At 66.4% G+C, this 20,515-nt stretch carries 15 protein-coding genes; 9 read left to right on the top strand and 6 right to left on the bottom strand.

Features of this window, described 5'->3' with window-relative positions; genetic code table 11:
- The first annotated feature begins 41 nt into the window (after positions 1-41).
- Together U1872_RS14840 and U1872_RS14835 are read left to right on the top strand one after the other, a co-directional pair.
- The gene (locus U1872_RS14840; protein ID WP_332793693.1) at positions 42-1,880 is read left to right on the top strand and encodes a M2 family metallopeptidase; all 1,839 of its coding nucleotides are present in this window, start codon (positions 42-44) and stop codon (positions 1,878-1,880) included.
- A complete protein-coding gene (locus U1872_RS14835; RefSeq protein WP_332793692.1) occupies positions 1,874-2,623 on the top strand; it encodes an SIMPL domain-containing protein in 750 nt (249 codons plus the stop codon). The genes U1872_RS14840 and U1872_RS14835 overlap by 7 nt, the downstream gene beginning before the upstream one ends.
- A 43-nt stretch (positions 2,624-2,666) precedes the next feature.
- On the opposite strand, the gene U1872_RS14830 is transcribed toward U1872_RS14835, so the two are convergent.
- From U1872_RS14830 to U1872_RS14815, 4 genes are all read right to left on the bottom strand, one after another.
- Entirely contained in the window at positions 2,667-3,173 is a 507-nt protein-coding gene (locus tag U1872_RS14830) for a hypothetical protein (RefSeq protein WP_332793691.1), read from the bottom strand.
- 72 nt (positions 3,174-3,245) lie between these two features.
- Positions 3,246-4,700: an AMP nucleosidase gene (locus tag U1872_RS14825; protein WP_332793690.1), complete on the bottom strand. Its 1,455-nt coding sequence runs from the start codon at positions 4,698-4,700 to the stop codon at positions 3,246-3,248.
- Positions 4,701-4,795: 95 nt separating this feature from the next.
- Complete coding sequence (locus U1872_RS14820; RefSeq protein ID WP_332793689.1) at positions 4,796-5,056, bottom strand: hypothetical protein; 261 nt, start codon at positions 5,054-5,056, stop codon at positions 4,796-4,798.
- Between the two features lie 115 nt (positions 5,057-5,171).
- On the bottom strand, positions 5,172-5,651 hold the full coding sequence (locus tag U1872_RS14815; protein WP_332793688.1) for a peroxiredoxin: 480 nt from the start codon (positions 5,649-5,651) through the stop codon (positions 5,172-5,174).
- 115 nt (positions 5,652-5,766) lie between these two features.
- Here U1872_RS14815 and U1872_RS14810 point away from each other — a divergent pair, with 115 nt between their 5' ends.
- Together U1872_RS14810 and ahcY are read left to right on the top strand one after the other, a co-directional pair.
- A complete protein-coding gene (locus U1872_RS14810) occupies positions 5,767-6,339 on the top strand; it encodes a YqgE/AlgH family protein (protein WP_332793879.1) in 573 nt (190 codons plus the stop codon).
- Between the two features lie 109 nt (positions 6,340-6,448).
- Positions 6,449-7,882 (top strand): adenosylhomocysteinase, encoded by a 1,434-nt coding sequence (gene ahcY / locus U1872_RS14805; protein WP_332793687.1) that lies wholly within the window; start codon positions 6,449-6,451, stop codon positions 7,880-7,882.
- Between the two features lie 21 nt (positions 7,883-7,903).
- Here the strand turns inward: ahcY and U1872_RS14800 are convergent, their stop codons facing one another.
- The gene (locus U1872_RS14800; RefSeq protein WP_332793686.1) at positions 7,904-9,454 is read right to left on the bottom strand and encodes a tetratricopeptide repeat-containing sulfotransferase family protein; all 1,551 of its coding nucleotides are present in this window, start codon (positions 9,452-9,454) and stop codon (positions 7,904-7,906) included.
- Positions 9,455-9,594: 140 nt separating this feature from the next.
- Complete coding sequence (locus U1872_RS14795; protein ID WP_332793685.1) at positions 9,595-12,855, bottom strand: TonB-dependent receptor domain-containing protein; 3,261 nt, start codon at positions 12,853-12,855, stop codon at positions 9,595-9,597.
- A gap of 79 nt (positions 12,856-12,934) precedes the next feature.
- Between U1872_RS14795 and U1872_RS14790 the strand changes: the two genes are divergently transcribed.
- The 5 genes from U1872_RS14790 to addB are packed head-to-tail and all read left to right on the top strand — an operon-like array spanning position 12,935 to position 20,407.
- Complete coding sequence (locus tag U1872_RS14790; RefSeq protein WP_332793684.1) at positions 12,935-15,247, top strand: sensor histidine kinase; 2,313 nt, start codon at positions 12,935-12,937, stop codon at positions 15,245-15,247.
- Positions 15,248-15,299: 52 nt separating this feature from the next.
- A complete protein-coding gene (tsaE, locus tag U1872_RS14785; RefSeq protein WP_332793683.1) occupies positions 15,300-15,740 on the top strand; it encodes a tRNA (adenosine(37)-N6)-threonylcarbamoyltransferase complex ATPase subunit type 1 TsaE in 441 nt (146 codons plus the stop codon).
- Positions 15,737-16,711 (top strand): aminoglycoside phosphotransferase family protein, encoded by a 975-nt coding sequence (locus U1872_RS14780; protein WP_332793878.1) that lies wholly within the window; start codon positions 15,737-15,739, stop codon positions 16,709-16,711. The genes tsaE and U1872_RS14780 overlap by 4 nt, the downstream gene beginning before the upstream one ends.
- Complete coding sequence (locus tag U1872_RS14775) at positions 16,708-17,472, top strand: nucleotidyltransferase family protein (protein ID WP_332793682.1); 765 nt, start codon at positions 16,708-16,710, stop codon at positions 17,470-17,472. The genes U1872_RS14780 and U1872_RS14775 overlap by 4 nt, the downstream gene beginning before the upstream one ends.
- Positions 17,465-20,407, top strand: a complete 2,943-nt coding sequence (gene addB, locus U1872_RS14770) for a double-strand break repair protein AddB (protein ID WP_332793681.1) — start codon at positions 17,465-17,467, stop codon at positions 20,405-20,407. The genes U1872_RS14775 and addB overlap by 8 nt, the downstream gene beginning before the upstream one ends.
- Positions 20,408-20,515: the final 108 nt, after the last annotated feature.

Here is a 20,515-nt window from a genome sequence, read left to right as displayed (position 1 = left end):
ATGCGGCACAGATTGCCGCATCACGTACAACGGGGCCTTCCATGATCCGCACAGGTATTTCTTCGCTCGCGCTCGTTCTGGCGCTGGCGACCACGCCGCCGCTCGCCGCGGCCGCGCCGGCGCCCGCTGCCGCAACGGCTGCACCGACCACCGCCGACGCCGACGCCTTCGTCGCCCGCGCGGAAAAGGAACTCGCCGATTTCTCCACCCCCGCGCAGCAGGCGGCGTGGATCAACGCGACCTACATCACCGATGACACCGATGCGATCGCTGCCAAGTTCGGCGCGGAGGGGACCGAGATGCAGGTCCGCCTCGCGCTCGAGGCGGCGAAATATGCGAGCCTGCCGGGGCTCTCGTTCGACACCAAGCGCAAGATCAACCTGCTCCGCAACGGCCTGACGCTGCCCGCGCCGACCACGCCGGGTGCCGCTTCCGAGCTGTCGACGATCGTGACCAAGCTCGGCTCGGACTATGGCAAGGGCAAGGGCACGCTCGACGGCAAGCCGATCAACGGCAGCGACATCGAGGCGGCGATGGGCGATGTGCGCGATCCCGCCAAGTCGAAGGAGATGTGGGTCAGCTGGCACGACAACGTCGGTGCCCCGATGCGCAAGGATTTCGCGCGCGAGGTCGTTATCGCCAACCAGGGCGCGAAGGGGCTCGGCTATGCCGATGTCGGCGCGCTGTGGCGCTCGGGCTACGACATGACGCCGGCGCAGTTCGAGGCGACCACCGACACGCTGTGGAAGCAGGTCGAGCCGCTCTACAAGGCGCTCCACACCTATGTCCGCTGGAAGCTCAACGCGAAATATGGCGACGCGGTGCAGCCCAAGACCGGCGCGATCCGTGCCGATCTGCTCGGCAACATGTGGGCGCAGGAATGGGGCAACATCTATGACGTCGTCGCCCCGGCGGGCGCGGGCGATGTCGGCTATGACGTCGGCGATCTGCTCAAGGCGAAGGGATATGACCCGATCAAGATGTTCAAAGCCGGCGAGGGCTTCTATTCCTCGCTCGGCTTCAAGCCGCTGCCCGACACCTTCTGGGCGCGCTCGCAGATCGTCAAGCCGGCCGACCGCGAGGTCGTCTGCCACGCCTCGGCGTGGGACGTCGACAGCAAGAACGACGTGCGCATCAAGATGTGCACCAAGGTCAATGGCGACGACTTCGTCACGATCCATCACGAGATGGGCCACAATTATTATCAGCGCGCCTACAACATGCAGCCCTTCCTCTACGAGAATGGCGCGAATGACGGCTTCCACGAGGCGATCGGCGATTTCGTCGCGTTGTCGATCACGCCCGATTATCTCGTCAAGATCGGCCTGCTCGATCCTGCCAAGGTGCCGAGCCCCGACAAGGATATCGGCCTGCTGCTCAAGCAGGCGATGGACAAGGTCGCCTTCCTGCCGTTCGGCCTGCTGATCGACAAATGGCGCTGGGGCGTGTTCTCGGGCGCGACGCCGGAGGGCCAGTATGAGAAGAGCTGGAACGACCTGCGGCTGAAGTATCAGGGGGTCGTCCCGCCGGTCGCGCGCGACGAGACGCGCTTCGATCCGGGCGCGAAATACCATGTCGCGGCGAGCGTGCCCTACGCGCGCTACTTCCTCGCGCGGCTCTACCAGTTCCAATTCTACCAGGCGGCGTGCAAGCAATCGGGCTGGACCGGGCCGCTGCATCGCTGCTCCTTCTACGGCAACAAGGAAGTCGGCGCGAAGCTCAACGCGATGCTGGAGATGGGGCAGTCGAAGCCGTGGCCCGAGGCGCTGCAGGCGTTCACCGGCAGCCGTGAGCTGTCGGGGCAGGCGATGGTCGACTATTTCGCGCCGCTCAAGGCGTGGCTGGACAAGCAGAACCAAGGGAAGCCCAGCGGATGGTAACGCCGCTTCTGATCGCCGCCTTGCTTACGGGCGAAGCCGTCGCAGCGGGCGTCACGCCAGTGACGGTCGAGATCGTCGCGTCTGGCCATGTCGAGACACCGGCGGATCGCTTCCGCGTTTCCGGCAATGTGCTCGCCTGTGCGACGACGCAGCCCGACGCGGACGCGCTGCTCGCGCGGAAGGTCGCCGCGATCGAGGCGAGCATGCGCGGGCTCGGCGTGACCAAGGCGCAGCCGCTGGAACGTCCGTCGCTCTCCGGGATGATGGGGGCCATGATGGCGACGCGCGGCACACGCGACTGCAACAGCGTCGATCTGTCCAATCTCCTCGCCAAGCCAGACGCGGCGACGACGAAGGAGAAAACGGCCGAGCGAAGTGCCAGCGCACCGGTTTCGTTTGACGCGCCGAGCCGGTCCGTCGCGGTGCGCGTAATTGCGGCGTTGACTGCGGCCGATGCGAAACCGTCGGACAAGCCGATCGCAATGCTGGTCGACGACACCGCCGCGCGTCGCGCCGCCAAACAGCAGGCGTTGACCAAGGCGCGAGCCGAGGCCGCTGCCTATGCCGCGTCCCTCGGAACGGGTCCCGCAACGCTGAGCAAAATCAGCGAGAAGCAGGACTGGAACTCGACCGATTTCGCGGGCCAGATGGTTCGGCTGATCGGTTTGGCCGGATCCACCCCAGGCGACACCGTCGCCACCGACATCACGCTGACGGTCGAGTTCCGGCTCGGCGATCGGTGACGAGGGGCGATCGGTCGCGCAGGCGACCGATCGCTGTCCGGCGTTATTCCGGAACCGTGCCTTCGTCGGCAATGCCGGCTTCGAACGATGCGCTCGAATCGGTGCCGTCGGCCTGATGGGCGTGTCCGGCGGAATTGAGCTTTGCGCCCGCAGGCGTGCTGCCGCGGAGCGCGAAGAGCGCGGCAGCGGCGGTTGCGCCGATCGCTGCGATGCCGCCGACGACGGTCGCGGTGCCCCAGCGTCCGGCGGATTTTGCGCTGTCGGTTTTCGACGCGGTCTTGGTCGCGGCTGGTTTGCGGGCGGCGGGTTTATTCGTGGTCGCAGCGCGGGTCTGTGTCGTCGCGCGCGGCTTGGCGGGTTTGCGGGGCGCTGGCGCCTTGGCCGCAGGCTTGACTGGCGCCTCGACGGGCTTCGCCGCCGCAGTGGCAGGCTTGCGCGCGGTGGTCGTCTTGGGCTTGGACGGAGTCGCAGCCTTGGATGTAGCCGCTGGCGATTTTGCCGCCGGACGCTTGGTTTCGGTATCGGTCGGCTTTTTCGGCGGCGTGGCCATCGGATGCTCCCATTTCGTTGAGCACCCGTAACGCACCAAGTCGCCGGTGTTTCCCGACCCCGTTTCGTGCCCTTAGCGGAAGGGCGGCTCGTTGAACGCGCGCAGCTTGCGGCTGTGCAATTTCTTCCCCTCGCGGCGCAGTTCCTCGCACGCCTCGATCCCGATCCGCATGTGCTCGCTGATGGCGCGCTCGTAGAAGCGATTGGCCTGGCCCGGCAGCTTCAACTCGCCGTGGAGCGGCTTGTCCGATACGCACAACAGGGTCCCATAGGGCACGCGGAAGCGATAGCCCTGCGCCGCGATCGTCGCCGATTCCATGTCGATGCCGACCGCGCGGCTGAGCGAGAAGCGCAGCGCCGAGCGCGAATATTGCAGCTCCCAGTTGCGATCGTCGGTGGTGACGATCGTTCCGGTGCGCAGCCGCCGCTTGAGTTCGTCGCCGCTCTGCCCCGAGATCGTCTCTGCGGCGCGGGCAAGCGCTAGCTGCACCTCGGCGATTGCGGGCACCGGAATGGCCGGCGGCAGCACGTCGTCGAGGACGTGATCGTCGCGCAGATAGGCGTGCGCGAGGACATAGTCGCCGATCCGCTGGCTGGGACGCAGGCCGCCGCAATGGCCGATCATCAGCCACGCCTCGGGCCGCAGCACCGCCAGATGGTCGCAGATCGTCTTCGCGTTTGCAGGGCCGACGCCGATGTTGACGAGCGTGATGCCGGTGCCGTCCGCCGCCATCAGATGATAGGCCGGCATCTGGTGGCGCCGCCATGCGCTGGTATCGGCGAGCGCCGCCTCGACATCGTCGCCCGCGCGCAGCAGCACGCCGCCGGCACCCGACACGCCGGTGTAGCGTGAGGGGGTGCCATCGGATCCCGGCGCGAGCTGGCTGAACGCCCAGCGGACGAACTCGTCGACATAGCGGTGATAGTTGGTGAACAGCACGTAGCGCTGGACATGCTCGGGCGGCGTCCCGGTGTAATGGCGCAACCGCGCGAGCGAGAAATCGGTGCGCAGCCCGTCGAACAGAGCGAGCGGTCGCGCGCCGTCGCTGACCTCGTAGAGCCCGTCGGCAATCTCGTCGCCGATATGCGCGAGCTCGGTCGCCGGGAAATGTCGCGCCAGTTCGAGCGCGGAGACCTGGTCGAGGCTCAGCGCGTGGCCGGGATCGATGACGTAGGGGAAGGGGATTTCCTGCCGGCCCTGCACTGCTTCGACGGTGACGTCGTAATCTTCGATCAGCAGGGTCAGCTGTTCGATCAGATAATCGGCAAAGATAGCGGGCTTGGTTACGCTAATCGCATAGTCGCCCTCGGTGACGAGCCGACCGAACGAGCGCATCGGCGTCGGGCGGGCGCTACCGCCGCGATAGTGCAAATGAATCTCGGGATAGGCGAAGCTGCCGTCGTGGCGACGTTCCGCGGCGGGCGGCGTGCCGGTGGCAAGATAGTCGGTGAGGGCTTGCTGTAGCCGCGCCACCGAGGCGCGATAGAGGCGGTCGAGTTCGGCGACGATGTCGGATGCTTGCGTCATCCGAGAGGGCTAATGCGGGAACGTTACGCTGGCAAGACTCGCCGTGGTTGGAGAGATCGCCGCCGCCCCGGCCGGAGCCGAGGCGGCGCGCGGGCTCAGGATTTCTTGGAGTCCGTGGCGGGCGTCTCGTCCTTGGCGAGCAGCTTGCTCGCGCCGAACGCTGCGCCGGCAATAGCAGCCGCCGCACCCGCGGCGATCCCGGCTGCCGCGACCGGATTGGCCTTCACTGCGTCGACGGTCGCGGTAAACGCCTCGGACACGGCGTCCTTGGCCTGCTCGAACAGCCCTTCGGCCTGCTCGATGATCGTCTCGGTCGTGGTATTGGTCTGGGTCGAGTCCGTTTTCGTGTCGGTCATGGCGGTGCCCTTTCCTATGAAGATACTCTTGCAACCCGCGCTACCCGACCGAGTTCCCGCGATGGCGTCGGTGCGCCGTCGAAATCGCTCGGTCGTGCTGAAAACGCGCCTACTGTCAAATTTCGCTCAACAAATGCTCAGCCGAGGACACTTCGAATGCGCCCGGCGCCTCGATGTTGAGCTGCTCGACGACGCCGTCATTTACGAGCATCGAATAGCGCTGGCTGCGCTCGCCCATGCCGAACTTCGAGCCGTCGAAGCTCAAGCCGACCGCCTTGGCGAATTCGGCATTGCCATCGGCGAGCATCACGATGTCGCCGGCGTCGCTCGCCTTGCCCCATGCGCCCATCACGAACGCGTCGTTGACCGAGGTGAAGGCGATCTCGTCGACGCCCTTCGCCTTGAGTTCGGCGGCCTTGTCGACGAAGCCCGGCAGGTGGCGCGCCGAGCAAGTCGGGGTGAAGGCGCCGGGCACGGCGACCAGCGCGACCTTGCGGCCCTTGAAGAACTCATCCGAGCTGATCTGATCGGGACCATTGGCGGTTGCCTTGGTGAGGGTGACGCTGGGAATACGGTCGCCGACGTTGATCGTCATGGGAATCTCTCCTGATGGCCGCCCGCAGGGGAAAGGGCGTCGCGCCGTAGGTCGTGCAAATGCGCGCGAATTTCAAGCGTGGCGAGCGAGCGGCGCGGTCGCTATGTTCGCTCCTATGGAATTTCCCCGCTACCTCACCGGCCAGTTCCTGCTCGCGATGCCGGGGATCGGCGATCCGCGCTTCGATCACGCGGTGATCGCGATGTGCGCGCATGATGCCGACGGTGCGCTCGGCATCGGCATTGGCACGACGATCGAAGGGCTGGGGCTGCATGCGGTGCTCGAGCAGCTCGGGATCGATCCGGGCAGCGCGCCCGATGCTCCGGTCCATCTCGGCGGGCCCGTCGAGCCGCGGCGGGGCTTCGTCCTTCATTCGCTCGACTGGGCCGGGCAGGACACGATCGATGTCGCCGGTGAGGGCGAGGTGTTGTGGGGGCTGTCGGGCACGATCGACGTGCTCAAGGCGATCGCCGAGGGGCGCGGACCGGCGCAGTGGATCGTCGCGCTCGGCTATGCCGGGTGGGGCGCCGGGCAGCTCGACAGCGAGATGACGCGCCACGGCTGGTTCAACGTCCCGGCGGACGCGCGACTGCTCTATGACGTGGCGGCAGGCATGCGCTGGGAGGCCGGCTTTGGCGAGGCGGGGATCGACCCACGATTGTTGGTGAGCGAGGCTGGCCGGGCCTGATCGCCGATGGTGCTGCCATTCCGGGTAAACATATAAAGACATCTTTATATTTGATCTGGGGGACGGTTCGCGCTACGGCGCGCAGCATCACACAATCGGAGAATCTCCAGTGGCCACCGTTCTCGACCGCCCAGCGAACGACTATGTCGTCGCCGACATCACGCTTGCCGATTTCGGTCGCAAGGAAATCAACATCGCCGAGACCGAGATGCCCGGCCTGATGGCACTGCGCGAGGAATTCGCCGCATCGCAGCCCTTGAAGGGCGCGCGCATCACCGGTTCGCTCCACATGACGATCCAGACCGCGGTGCTGATCGAGACGCTGACCGCGCTCGGCGCCGACGTCCGCTGGGCGACGTGCAACATCTTCTCGACGCAGGACCATGCCGCTGCCGCGATCGCTGCGACGGGCGTTCCCGTGTTCGCGATCAAGGGCGAGAGCCTGGCCGACTATTGGAACTATGTCGGCGACATCTTCAACTGGGGCGCAGACGCCGACAAGGGTGGCAACGGCCAGACCGCCAACATCATCCTCGACGATGGCGGCGACGCGACGATGTTCGCGCTGTGGGGCGCCAAGCTCGAAGCCGGCCACACGATGGGCGAGCCCGAGAATGACGAGGAAGTCGAATTCCAGCGCGCGCTGAAGGCGTTCGTGGCGAAGTATCCGGGCTATCTGACCGAGACCGTCAAGAACCTGAAGGGCGTCTCGGAAGAGACCACCACCGGCGTCCACCGCCTTTACGAGATCGCCAAGAAGGGCGAGCTGCCGTTCCCGGCGATCAACGTCAACGACTCCGTCACCAAGTCGAAGTTCGACAACCTCTACGGCTGCAAGGAATCGCTGGTCGACGCGATCCGTCGCGCGACCGACGTGATGCTCGCCGGCAAGGTCGCCTGCGTCGCCGGCTTCGGTGACGTCGGCAAGGGGTCGGCCCAGTCGCTCCGCAACGGCGGCGCGCGCGTGATGGTTACCGAAGTCGATCCGATCTGCGCGCTGCAGGCGGCGATGGAGGGCTTCGAAGTCGTGACGATGGAAGAGGCCGTGACCCGCGCCGACATCTTCTGCACCGCGACCGGCAATGCCGACGTGATCACCGCCGATCACATGAAGGCGATGAAGCCGATGTCGATCGTCTGCAACATCGGCCACTTTGACTCGGAGATCCAGATCGCCGCTTTGTCCAACTATGAGTGGGACGAAGTGAAGCCGGGCACCGACCTGGTGAAGTTCCCAGATGGCAAGCAGATCATCATCCTCGCCAAGGGCCGCCTGGTGAACCTCGGCTGCGCAACGGGGCATCCCTCGTTCGTGATGTCGGCGTCGTTCACCAACCAGACGCTCGCGCAGATCGAGCTGTGGACCAAGGGCGAGAACTACAAGAACGAAGTGTACGTGCTGCCGAAGCATCTCGACGAGAAGGTCGCAGCGCTCCACCTCGAAAAGCTCGGCGTGAAGCTCTCGCAGCTGACCCCGAAGCAGGCTGGCTACATCGGCGTTCCGGTCGAGGGGCCGTTCAAGCCGGATCATTACCGCTACTAAGCAGGCGATCGGGCGGCGCTGCTACGCAGCGTCGCCCAATGCCAGGCGAAGTTCGTTCAGCCATGGCTCAAAATGGCGCCACCGATCGACCGCATCGCGGTTGATCGGTCTCCGAACCTGTTCCGAGCTGGCGGTGCGCACCGGTCGCGTGTTCTCGTGCGGACGCAGGCACGCCGGCTCGAATGGCAACCCCAGATAGTTCAGAAGTGCTCGGATCTCGGTCTCCGGATCCTCGAGCAGGTGTTCGTGTTCGACGCGATGGATGGCCCCGGGCAGCACGTCGTCGAAATGCGCCATCGCACGCCGATAGTCGCGGTAATAGCTGCCGATATCGCCGAGCGCATAGCTGAAATCTTGTCCGCGCGCGAACCATTGCCGGAAATTCGACCAGCCGCACGCCATAGGCTCGCGTCGCGCATCGATGATCTTTGCGTTCGGCAGGATGAGGCGGATGAAACCGACATAGCTCCAATTGTTCGGAAGCTTGTCGATGAAGAACGGGCGATCGTCGTGGCGATATACGGCAGCAGCGTCGATATAGGCGCGGCCTAACTCGCGTAGCCGCTCGCCAGGAAGGGCGTCGAGTACTTCCGGATAGGTCAGGTCCCGCTCCAACCAGCGCTCCGCCAGAAGCCGATGCACCAGCATCGGGACATAGGGCAGTTCTGCCGTTCCCTGGATTTGGGAATGGCTAGCCAGGATTTGCTCGATCAACGTGGAGCCCGACCGCGGCAGACCCACGATGAAGATGGGATCCCGGGCGCCGTGACCATGGTTGGCAGAAGCGGCGAACCGCTGTTTGCCGAAGAAGGCGATCGCGCGATCGACCTCTTTCGCTATGGCCGATGAATCGTAGTGCGCCAGCCCGCGTCGCGCATGATTGCCAGCAACATAATGCTCGAACGAGGCTGCATACTCTTCAACGTCTTCCAGACCTTTAGCGAGCGCAAAATGCAGTTGCGCGCGTGCCGGGGGCGTCGCGTCGGGACTCGAAATCAACGCCGTCAGCTGCGCAATTTCAGCAGAACTGAAGTGATAGGTCTTGAGATTGGCGAGGCCCCACCAGGCCTCGCTCTGACCCGGATCGATCGCAAGGGCACGCCGATAACATTCGATGCTCGATCCCGCGTCTCCGAGTGTCTTTTGAAGATGGCCGTAAGCAAGCCAAGCCGCCGCGCTGCCGGGATGGCGCAAGACCAGCCCTTCGCATCCTTCGCGCGCTGAGGCGTAAGCGCCGATCTGGCCTAGAAATGTTATCCGGGTGAGGGCAACATCGGCCCGATCGGGCGCGATTTCGATGACCCGCTCTAGGATTGCGATAGCTTCGGGAATGGCATCGCGAAGCGCCAGGATCCTGGCCAAGTTGAGTTGGGCTTCGTCAAACAGCGGCGCATGTGACAGTGCCAGTCGAAAGAGGCGCTCCGCCTCGCCGTGAATTCCGCTGCGTGCCGCTAGATCGCCGAGGAGACAGAGCGCTGAGACATCGCTCGGGCTGGTCGCCAAGTGTCGGCGGACCACGGCCTCGGCGTGCCCATAGTCACCGCGGATCAGATGGTTGATCGCTTGGCGCATCGGCGCACTTTGCGACAAGGTTAGCACTGAAGCACTCGTCGCGCGGCAGGCCGCGCGACGGCGCTGGAGGTCAGGCGTATCCATAGGTCAGCTGTCCGTCCTCATCAGCAACGCGCCGATGAGAACGGAGCGCTATAGCCTCAGAACTTCGCTACGACGCCGGCGTAGAAGAAGCGACCGACGTTGGGATAAATCCCGCTGCCAGCGCCCGCGCCGGTTAGCCCGAACGGCGGAAGCTGGTCGGTTACGTTGTCCACCCCGATGTAGAGGTTGGATTTGTCGTTGACCGAGAGCTGCGCCCGCAGGTTGTGATAGGTGATTACCGGGTAAGACCGATATTCGACTGCGTAAGCATTTGGATTCTGCGGAGCACGTCCCTGCAGGCTGTTATAGTTTTCGTATGCGCCGTTGGTCATCTTGTCGAGATACCGCAACGTGTATCCCAACGTCAGCCGCCCGCGCTTCAGCGCCAGGTCGAGATTGAAGGCGTTCTGCGGATCGCCCAGTTCCGAAAGCGTCCGATCCTCGAAGCTCGGATTCGTCGGATCGAGATAATTGCTCGCCTGAAGCGCCAGCGTATAGACGCCGCGGATCGAGAACTCGCCGATACCCGCGAACTTGTGCTGATAGGATACGTCGAAGTCGATCCCGCTTACCTTGAGCTTCGCATAGTTGAGCGGTGTCACAGCAAGGCTGTTGTCGACATATTCGGAGGCGTTAAGGCCGACCGTCGTGTCGCGCTTGAAGAGACCGCAGAACTGGTTGCTCAGCGTCGGCAGGTCGTAGCAGGCGTCGATAATCCCCTGCGCAGACGGTGAGCTGATCACATTGTTGACGGTGATGTTGTAATAATCGGCGGTGAACGAGAAGCCGGGCAGGATGGTCGGCGCGAACACGCCACCGATCGTATAGGAATCGGAGACTTCCGCCTTCAGATCGGCGTTGCCGCCCGAGAGATACCCTGGGGTCGCGCGCGCGATGAAGTCATATCCTGCCGGCACACCAGCTGCTGCGCAGTTCGTCGCGCGATATTGCGACCCCGACGTGAGGTTCCGGGCCGCGCAGGGATCGCTGAAGGTGAAGTAGTTCTGACCGAGCGGTGTATAGAGATCGGCCAAATTCGGTGCGCGGACGGCACGCGAATAATTCCCGCGGAACATCAGGCCCTTGACCGGCGCGTATTGGAAGCCGGCATTGTAAGAATATACCGTGCCGGTCGATCCCTTATAGTCCGACACGCGTCCGGCGCCGGTGACGGTAAGCTCGTAGGCAAACGGAATCTGCTTGAGAACCGGAAGGCGCAACTCGCCAAACGCCTCCTTGACCTCGAATGAGGTGGGATTGAATTCCGGAATCGAATTGTAGAAGGTGATGCCCGATGCGGTGGCATCATCCTGCTTGTAGAAATTCGTTTCCCGCCGATACTCGCCGCCCACCACAAAACCGATCGGACCGCCGGGCAGGTTGAAGAAGCCGCTCGTATCGCCGTTCACGAAGCCCGTAATGTCGAGCTGCGTGATCTTGCCGGATGCCGTCGAGTTCTGCGTCAGATAATTGCGCGCAGCGTCGGTGGCGTTGCCGCTGCCGAACAGGTTGACCGGAACGCACTGGGCAATGTCGTTGGCGAGCTGTGCCTGTGCATAGGCTGCGTTCGCGCCGCTATAGACCGAAGCGGAAGCGGGGTCGAGCTTAGCCCGGCAGACTACGTTGCCATTTGCCCTGCCGGTCGTGAACTGGCCTTGGTCTACAGCGTCGATCGACAGCAGATAGCGCTGCAAATTAACGTTTCCGGTGATGCGTGTGTTTTCCTTGAACTCACCGTAGTTGGCTGAGACTTCGTAATTCCAGTCGGTGTTGAATTTGCCGCGCACGCCAACAACCGCACGATAGGTCTCGCGCCGCGCCGCCTCGGTCCGGTTGCCGAGATCGACGGCGTTCTTATACATCGTGAAGTTGAAATCGTCTCCGGGAGCCGCCCCGTAATAGTCGCGAATAATCCCGCGCGCTTGCTCCGCCAAGTACGGATTGTTGATGTTGAAGGTGTCGCCGACTGCGCCCGTGAAGAACGGCCCCGAGGCGCTGCCGAAGGTATCGGTGCGGGAATAGCTAGCCTCGACAAAAGGCACGAACGCCGGGCTCACTTCGAAATGGCCGACCAAGTTTGCGCTGTACCGATCGAGCCGCGGCTGGAAAGCGAACTGGGTGCCGTCGCGGAAATTGTCGCCATTGCCACCGGTATAAGAAGGGACAGGCGCCAGACCAACCGGCGTCCCGGTTTGCTGGATCAGCGACCCCGACGGCGTAAAGATATAGGGCGTGTAGCTATCGCCGCCGAGATACGAGAGGAAGGTGCCGGCATTGGAGTAGTTGCCGCTCCGAATATCATTAACAAAGATGTTTTGCGGGTTGGTTGCCGTTCCGACAGGATTGACCTGAACGAAGCCGTTTTGCTGCCGATATTCCTTCCGGTCGCTTGCGTAATAATCTTCCTGATGTGCATATTCGAGGTTGATCGCAACATTGCCGCGCCCGTCGGCAAAGTTCTTGCCGCCAAGAATACTCACGAAGTCGTTTCCGGCGTCACCGTGCTGGCTGATGCCGCCTTGCCCACGCACCTGTAAGCCGTCGAAGTGGTCCTTGAGCACGAAGTTCACCACGCCGGCAATGGCGTCCGACCCATAAACGGCAGACTCGCCGCCGGTGATGATATCGGTCCGTTCAATCATGTCCGTCGGAATGGTATTGACGTCGACCGAGGAGCCGGAACTCAAGATGTCGCCTGCGACATGGCGGCGACCATTGACGAGCACGAGCGTGCGCTGCGTTCCGAGGCCACGCAAATCGAGCAGATTGAGGCCGGAGGTGCCAAGGAAGCGTGTCGAGTTGGACTGGCTGAAAGTGCTGCGCAGCGCCGGCAACTGGTTGAGGACGTCGCCGATCGAGGTTTGGCCGGTCTTGAAGAAATCCTCGCCATTGATGCTCGTTACCGGGATGGCCGACGTCAGATTAGGAGTACGAATGCGTGAGCCGGTGACAACAATCTCTTTGTCTGCGCCGCTCTCGTCGGTCTGCGCTGCATTAGCGCTGAGGCCCGACGCGGCGGCAGGGTCGGCGGCAGCCGGGGCTGACTGAGCAATCGCCTGACCTCCCGACATGATAAGCGCCACGAAGGCGACCGACGTAAGTGCGCTCGATTGGCGCAGGCGGCTAACACGCATAATTGACCCCTTTTTTGTAATTGTGACAAATGTGGCTAAAAGAAATTGGTTCAGCAAGCGTTCAAACGACGGCTTAAAAAAGAGGAGCAGGCTGTAACCTGCACGCAACAGAGCGTCCGAAACGGGCCCAAGTGCCGCTGACGGGCTGGCTTTGAATTTGCTGCCGCATTCGCTAACCGTCACTCTGTGATCGGTTAGCGATCCATCCATAAGGGGCGTCGGCACGGTGGTTTTCCAGACCGGCGATATTATTGCAGGTGTAATGCTAGCCGTCGGGCTGATCGCCGCGGTGGTGACGCTGGCGGCTGGCCTGCGCGCGCGGCGCGAGGCGGCCGATGCGTTCGTGCGCAATGCGCGGCTCGAGGCGATGCTCGCCTCGGCGCCGGCGCTGGCGTTGATCGTGCGCGCAGACGGGCGGGTCGATTGCCCCGCCCGCCTCGCCGACTGGCTCGGGCTGACCCAGCCGCCGCGCTATCTCGACGATCTCGTGCGACCGAACACCGGCCTGAGCGCCGAGGATGTCGCCGCGCTCGCCGCCGATGTCGCCGCGGTGCAGAAATCGGGGCGCAGCTTCACGCGCGCGGTGCAGGCGGTCGGATCGGCGCGCGCGCTGATGATCAACGGCAATCGCGCGGCGCGGGCGGTGCAGGCGCCGGGCGGGGTGATCCTGTGGGTGTTCGACGCGACCGAGAGCGAGGCCGAGATCGACCGGCTCGGCGAAGCGGTCGACCATGCCACGACGCTGTACGAGGAATTGAGCGGCGTCATCCAGGCCGCGCCGATGCCGATGTGGTATCGCGGCGCCGACCTGCGGCTCGCGATGGTCAATTCGCATTATGTCGACGCGGTCGACGGCGCCTCCGCGGCCGACGTGATCGCCCGCGGGGTCGAACTGGTCGAGGGTTCGGGCGTCGGCGGGCCGCTCGCCAGCGCGGTGCTCGCGCGCGATGCCAAGACCGTGCAGAGCCAGGCGATGCCCGCGACGATCCGCGGCGAGCGGCGGATGCTGCGCGTGTTCGACGCGCCGCTGTCGACCGGCGGCGTCGCGGGCTTCGCGATCGACATCGAGGACCTCGAACAGGCGCGCGCACGCCTCAAGCGCTTCGACGATGCGCAGCGCGCGATGCTCGACCGGCTGTCGGCAGGCGTGGTGCAGTTCGCGCCGGACCGCTCGCTGTCCTTCTGCAACCAGCCGTTCCGGCGGCTGTTCGCGATGAAGGCCGAATGGCTCGCCGACCGGCCCGAATTCGACCGCGTGCTCGAGCGGATGCGCGAAACCAAGCGCCTGCCCGAGGTGCGCGACTTTCCCGGCTGGAAGGCCGAGCGACGCGACTGGTTCCTGGCAGCGGCCGGCGGGCAGGAGGAGGAATGGCATCTCCCCGGCGGCGTGCACCTGCGCGTCGTGGCGCAGCCGCTCCCCGATGGCGGGCTGCTGCTGATCTTCGAGGATCGCACCGAGCAGGTGCAGCTGGCGAGCGCGCGCGACACGCTGCTGCGCGTCCGCACCGCGACGTTCGAAAATCTGCACGAGGCGCTCGGCGTGTTCGCGGCCGACGGGCGGCTGCAATTGTGGAACAACAAGTTCCGGATGGTGTGGGCGGTCGACGAAGCCTTCCTGGCGACGCACCCGCGAGTCGACGCCCTGGCCGAGCGGGCGGCGCGGCAATTGTCCAATCCCGAGCGCGCGTCGCTGATCAGCGACCTGGTGCGCGCCGCGACGGTCGAGCGGCAACAGCGCGGCGGGCGCGTCGCGTTTGCCGACGGACGGCACTTCGAATTCGCCGCAGTGCCGTTGCCCGATGGCAACGGGCTGTTCACGATGCTCGACATCTCCGACAGCCGCCGGATCGAGCGCGCGCTGCGCGATCGCAACGAGGCGCTCGAGGCGGCCGACCGGATCAAGACCTCGTTCGTCGCGACGATGAGCTACGAATTGCGCACGCCGCTCACCTCGATCAGCGGGTTCGCCGAGATGCTGGCGGAGGGCTATGCCGGGACGCTCAGCAAGGCGGCGGTCGGCTATGTCGACGCGATCCTCGAATCGGTCGAACGGCTCGGCATGCTGGTCGACGAAGTGCTCGATCTCACCCAGGCCGAAGGCCGCACCCCGAAACTGGAAATGCTCGAGGTCGAACTCGACGCCGTCGCCAGTGCGGCCGCCGCCGTCGTCGCGCCACTGGCAACGAAGCGCAAGATCGATTTCGCCGTCGAGATCCTGCCGTCGGGTGGCGCGATCAAGGGCGATGCGCGACGCCTGAAACAGGTGATCGAGCATTTGCTGCGCCACGCCTTCGGCGGCACCGCCGCGGGCGGGCGGGTGCTGCTGCACCTCGACGGGACCGCGGCCGGCGCGCGCATCGTGGTGTCGGACGACGGCGCGGGCATGAGCGCGCAGGCGGTGGCGCGCGCGTTCGACCGGTTCGGCCAGGCCGGTATTCCGCACGACGGCGAACGCGCGCTCGGGCTGGGACTGCCGCTCGCCAAGCAGTTCGTCGAAGCGCATGGCGGGACGATCGACCTGGTGTCCGAGCCGGGGCAGGGGACCCTGATCACCGTGACGTTGCCGCGACGGTAGCGGTGCGGGTGATGAAGGATGGGCTTAGCACCGACGTGAACGGGGTTTCGAGATGATCCTTGCCGACCCGCAGGCGAGTGAAGCGCTGGGCGCGCGGCTGGCGGCGTGCATCGCGCCGGGGGATGTCGTGACTCTGTCGGGGCCGCTCGGCGCCGGCAAGACGAGCATCGCGCGCGGGCTGCTGGCGGCGCTCGGGCTGGCGGGGGAGGCGCCGTCGCCGAGCTTCGCGATCGTCCAGCCTTACGCCCCGCCCGAAGTGGCGATGCCGGTGCTGCATGTCGATCTCTACCGGATCGACGATCCCGACGAGATTGCCGAGCTCGGCCTCGACGAGGCGGCCGCCGACTCGGTGCTGCTGGTCGAATGGCCCGAGCGCGCGCCCGGCTGGTGGCCCGATGCGCTCGCGCTGGCGCTCGAGATGCTCCCCGACGGCAGCCGCCGCTTGACAGCCCGCGTGCCCGCTGGCTGGAAGGCGCGATGGCAGCAGATATGATTCCCCCCGCCGGCGCGGCCGCTTTCCTGGCTGCGCACGGGTGGGGCGGTGCAGAGATTCTCCCGGTGGCGGGCGATGCGTCGTTCCGGCGCTATTTCCGCGCCGTCGCGGGCGATCGCAGCGCGATTCTGATGGACGCCCCCCCGCCGCAGGAAGATCCCCGCCCGTTTATCGCGATCGCGCGCTGGCTCAGCGAGCGGGGGTTTGCGGCACCTGCAATCCATGGGGTCGACCTCGCGCAGGGGCTCGTGCTGCTCGAGGATTTCGGCGACGTGCGGATGCGCGAGACGGTCGATGCCGATCGCGCGCGCGAGCCCGGACTCTACGGCGCGGCGATCGATGCGCTGGTCCGGCTCCATGCCGAGCCGGCGGCCCCGTTCGCGCCGTATGACCGCGCGGTGCTCCACCGCGAGGCCGATTTGTTGACGCAGTGGTATTGCCCGGCGATCGGCGTCGTCCCCGACCAGGTCGCCTACACTGCGGCGTGGGACGCGGTGTTCGACCATGCGCTGGCGGGCCCGGTGGTCACCGTGCTGCGCGATTATCATGCCGAGAATCTGATGCTGATCGGCGCGGCGGGCGAGGATGCGCTCGGGCTGCTCGACTTCCAGGACGCGCTTGCCGGCCACCCGGCCTACGATCTCGTCTCGCTACTGCAGGATGCGCGGCGCGACGTCGACGCGTCGGTCGAGGCGACGATGCTCGCGCGCTACAAGGCGGCGACCGGGGCGGGGGATGCGTTCGACATCGCCTATCATGTGCTCGGCGCACAGCGGAACGCCAAGATCGTCGGCATCTTCACGCGGCTGTGGCAGCGCGATGGCAAGACGCGCTACGCCGCCTTGTGCCCGCGCGTCTGGCGTTATCTCGATCGCGACCTCGCGCATCCCGCGCTCGCGCCCGTCAAGGCGTGGTTCGACGCAACCCTGCCGCCCGCGCTGCGCGGCGATCCGATGGGAATCCACGCATGAGCCTTCCCAAGCGCACGCTGCATATCCGTCCCGACCCGGGCGGGACGGTGCCCAAAACCGCGATGGTGATGGCCGCCGGGCTCGGCAAGCGGATGCGCCCGCTCACCGCGACGCGCCCCAAGCCGCTGGTCGAAGTGGCTGGCGAGGCGCTGATCGACCATGTCTTCGACCGGCTGCGCGCAAGCGGAGTCGAGCGCGCGGTGGTCAACGTCCATTATCTCGCCGACGCGCTGCAGGCGCATCTCGACCACCGCGTCTCGGGGATCGACGTGGTCGTCTCGGACGAGCGCGCGCGGTTGATGGAGACCGGCGGCGGGATCGTGCAGGCGCGTGAGTTGATCGGCGATGCGCCGTTCCTCGTCGTCAACAGCGACAATCTGTGGGTCGACGGTCCGTCGGACGCGATCAAGCTGCTCGCCGCGCGGTGGGACGATGCGACGATGGACGCGCTGCTGCTGCTCGTGCCGCTCGCGCGCGCCAACCAGCATAACGGGCAGGGCGATTTCCGGCTGGCCCCCGACGGCAAGATCGTCGGTCGCCGCCAGCCGGGCAAGCTCGCGCCGTTCGTCTATACCGGCGTCCAGATCCTCTCGCCGCGCGTGATCAAGGATTGGCCCGAGGGGCCGTTCTCGACGATGCTGTTCTGGGAACGCGCGATCGCGGCGGGGCGGGCATACGGCATCGTGCATCAGGGCTTGTGGTTTGACGTCGGTACGCCGGCGGCGATCCCCAAGACCGAAGCGATGCTGGCGGATGGCTGACGGGCCCAAGCTCTACACGATCCCCGCGCACCGCGCGTTCGCCGATGCGCTGGCGGCGGGGCTGATCCGACGCTTTGCCGGCGACGATCTCGGGCTCGCCAAGGGGCTGGTGCTGCTCCCCAACAACCGCGCCAAGCGCGCGCTGACCGACGCGTTCGTGCGCGCGAGCGACGGCGGGTTGCTGCTGCCGCGGCTGGTCGCGATCGGCGATCCCGCGATCGACGAGGCGGTCGGCGCCGCACTCGATCCGGCCGACGATCTCGCGCCGCTGCCGCCCGCGGTGGCGCCGTTGCAGCGGCGGATGGTGCTGGCGCGGCTCGTCTCCGAGGAACGCCGGCGCGCCGGGCAGCCGGTCGACGCGGCCGAGGCGGTGCGACTGACCGGTGATCTGGCACGCACGCTCGACCAGTTGCTGGTCGAGGAAATCGCGCCGCGGCGCCTGCGCGAGATCGATCTCAGCGAGGCGATGTCGGCGCATTGGCAACGCGCGCTGGCGCTGTTCGATATCGTGCTCGATCGCTGGCCCGAGGAATTGCGGCGGCTCGGGCGGATCGACGCGGCCGAGCGGCGCGGGCTGTTGCTGCGGCGGCTGGCGGACCGGTGGGACGCGGCGCCGCCGCCGGGCTTCGTCTGTGCGGCGGGGATCACCGACAGCGCCCCCGCGGTGGCGCGGCTGCTGCGCTGCGTCGCCGATTCGCCGCGCGGGATGGTCGTGCTCGCTGATCTCGCGACGGGGATGGACGAGGAAGAGTGGCAGGCGCTCGGGCCACACCCGGCCGATCCGGTGACGGGCTTCGCGCGCCGCTCGATCGAGACGCACCCGCAATTTCATTTGAAGCTGCTGCTCGAGCGGATGAGCGTCAATCGCGGCGAATTCCGCACCTGGCGCGACGGCAGCGACCATGACGCGACGGTGGCGCGCGGCAAGGCGGTCGCCAACGCGCTCGCCTCGGCCGACTATACCGCGAAATGGACGACGCTCGGCGCGGAGCAACGGCGCCTGGGCGGGATCACCGCGGCCGAACTGGCGACACCGGGCGAAGAGGCGCAGGCGATCGCGCTCGCGCTGCGCGAGGTTGCCGAGACGCCGGGGCGCACCGGCGCGCTGGTGACGCCCGATCGCGGGCTGGCGCGGCGGGTCGCGGCGCATTGCGCGCGGTGGGGCATCGATATCGACGATTCGGCGGGGCGGCCGCTGTCGATCCTGCCGTCGGGGACGCTGCTGACCGCGCTGGCCGAGGCGGCGACGCAGCGTTTCGCGCCGCTGGCGTTGCTGACCTTGCTCAAGCATCCGCTGGTACGCTTCGGGCCCGAGCGCACCGTGTGGCTCGACGGCGTTCGCGCGCTCGATCGCGTGCTGCGCGGGCCACGGCCGGCGGCGGGACTGAGCGGGATCGGCGCGCATCTGCGCGAGGCGCGGCGCGGGCGCGATGCGATCGCCTGGTGGCTCGAGGCGCGCGCCTTGCTCGAGCCGATCGAACGCGTGTTCGACGCGCGCGAGCGGCCGCTGGTCGTGCTGCTCGAAGCTGTGCGCGAAGCGGCGCAGGCGCTGTGCGGCGACGCGCTGTGGTCGGGGCCGGCCGGTCGCGCCGCGGCGGAATTGTTGCGCGAGGCCGAGGAGCATGCCGCGCTCGGTCCGCCCTTGGTCGATCCGGCGAGCCTTGCCCCGTTGCTCAAAACGCTGATGGACGAGGTCGCGGTCCGCCCGCCGCAGGGTGGGCACCCGCGGCTTGCGATCTACGGCCTGATCGAGGCGCGCTTGCAGACCGCCGACGTGATGATCCTCGGCGGGCTCAACGAGGGTACCTGGCCCGGCGTGCCCGCGCCTGATCCGTGGCTTGCGCCGCGCATTCGCGTCGAGCTTGGTTTGCCGGGATTGGATCGCGGCGTCGGCATGGCGGCGCATGATCTCGCGCAGGCGCTCGGCGCGCCGACCGCGCTGCTGACGCGCGCGCGGCGGGGCGGCACGCAACCCGCGATCGCCTCGCGCTTCTGGCTGCGCTTGCAGGCGTTGGCGGGCGAGCGCTTCGATCGCGCGACTGAACTGGAGGGCTGGGCGCGCGGTCTCGACGATCCCGGCGTCCACCAGCCCGAGCCGCAGCCCGCGCCGGTGCCGCCGCCAGAGAGGCGCCCGACCAAGATCGCGGTGACCGATGTCGACCGGCTCAAGGCCGACCCCTATGCCTTCTACGCCAAGCGCATTCTTGGCCTAGCGCAGCTCGATCCGGTCGATGCCGATCCGAGTGCGGCGTGGCGCGGCACCGCGGTGCACGAGATCCTCGAGCGCTGGGCGCGCGAGGATGCGTGCGCGCTCGACACGCTGCACGACCGCGCGCGCGCGATGTTCGACCAGGCGCATCCGATGCAGCGCGCGTTGTGGAAGCCGCGGCTGATGGAGGCGATCGACTGGATCGTCGCGCAGATGGGGCGCAACCAGGATGAAGGCCGCACGGTGCTCGCGGTCGAGCAGTCGGGCGAGGCGGCGCTGGCGGGCGTGACGCTGACCGGCAAGTTCGACCGGATCGACCGGCTCGCCGACGGCACCCTGGCGGTGATCGATTACAAGACCGGCAAGCCGCCGTCGCCCGCGGCTGTGCGCGAGGGGTTCAGCCTGCAGCTTGGGCTGCTCGGGCTGATTGCCGAGCGCGGCGGGTTCGACGGGATTGCGGGCAAGGCGCGCGGCTTCGAATATTGGTCGCTGTCGAAGAAGGGCGATGCGTTCGGCTATGTGACCTCGCCGGTCGATGCTGCGGGGAAGGGCGACAAGGTGGTGCCTGAGGATTTCACCACGCTCGCGGCGCGGCACTTCACCGACGCGGCCGCCGACTGGTTGACGGGGACGCGCGCGTTCGAGGCGAAGCTGCATCCGGACTATGCGCCGTATGCGGAGTATGACCAGCTGATGCGGCGGGACGAATGGTATGGCCGTGAGTGATTCCCTTCTTCCTCGCCTGCCACTGTTTCTTCCTCCCCTCCCTGGAAGGGAGGGGATCGAGGGGTGGGTTGCTCTCAACGGGACCGTCACGCCAGCCACGGGCCGACC

The sequence above is a fragment of the Parasphingomonas frigoris genome (assembly GCF_036663815.1).
Classification (GTDB): Bacteria; Pseudomonadota; Alphaproteobacteria; order Sphingomonadales; family Sphingomonadaceae; genus Sphingomonas.
The sequence above is the reverse complement of the archived record's forward strand: the minus strand, read 5'-3'. Positions and strand labels throughout refer to the sequence as shown.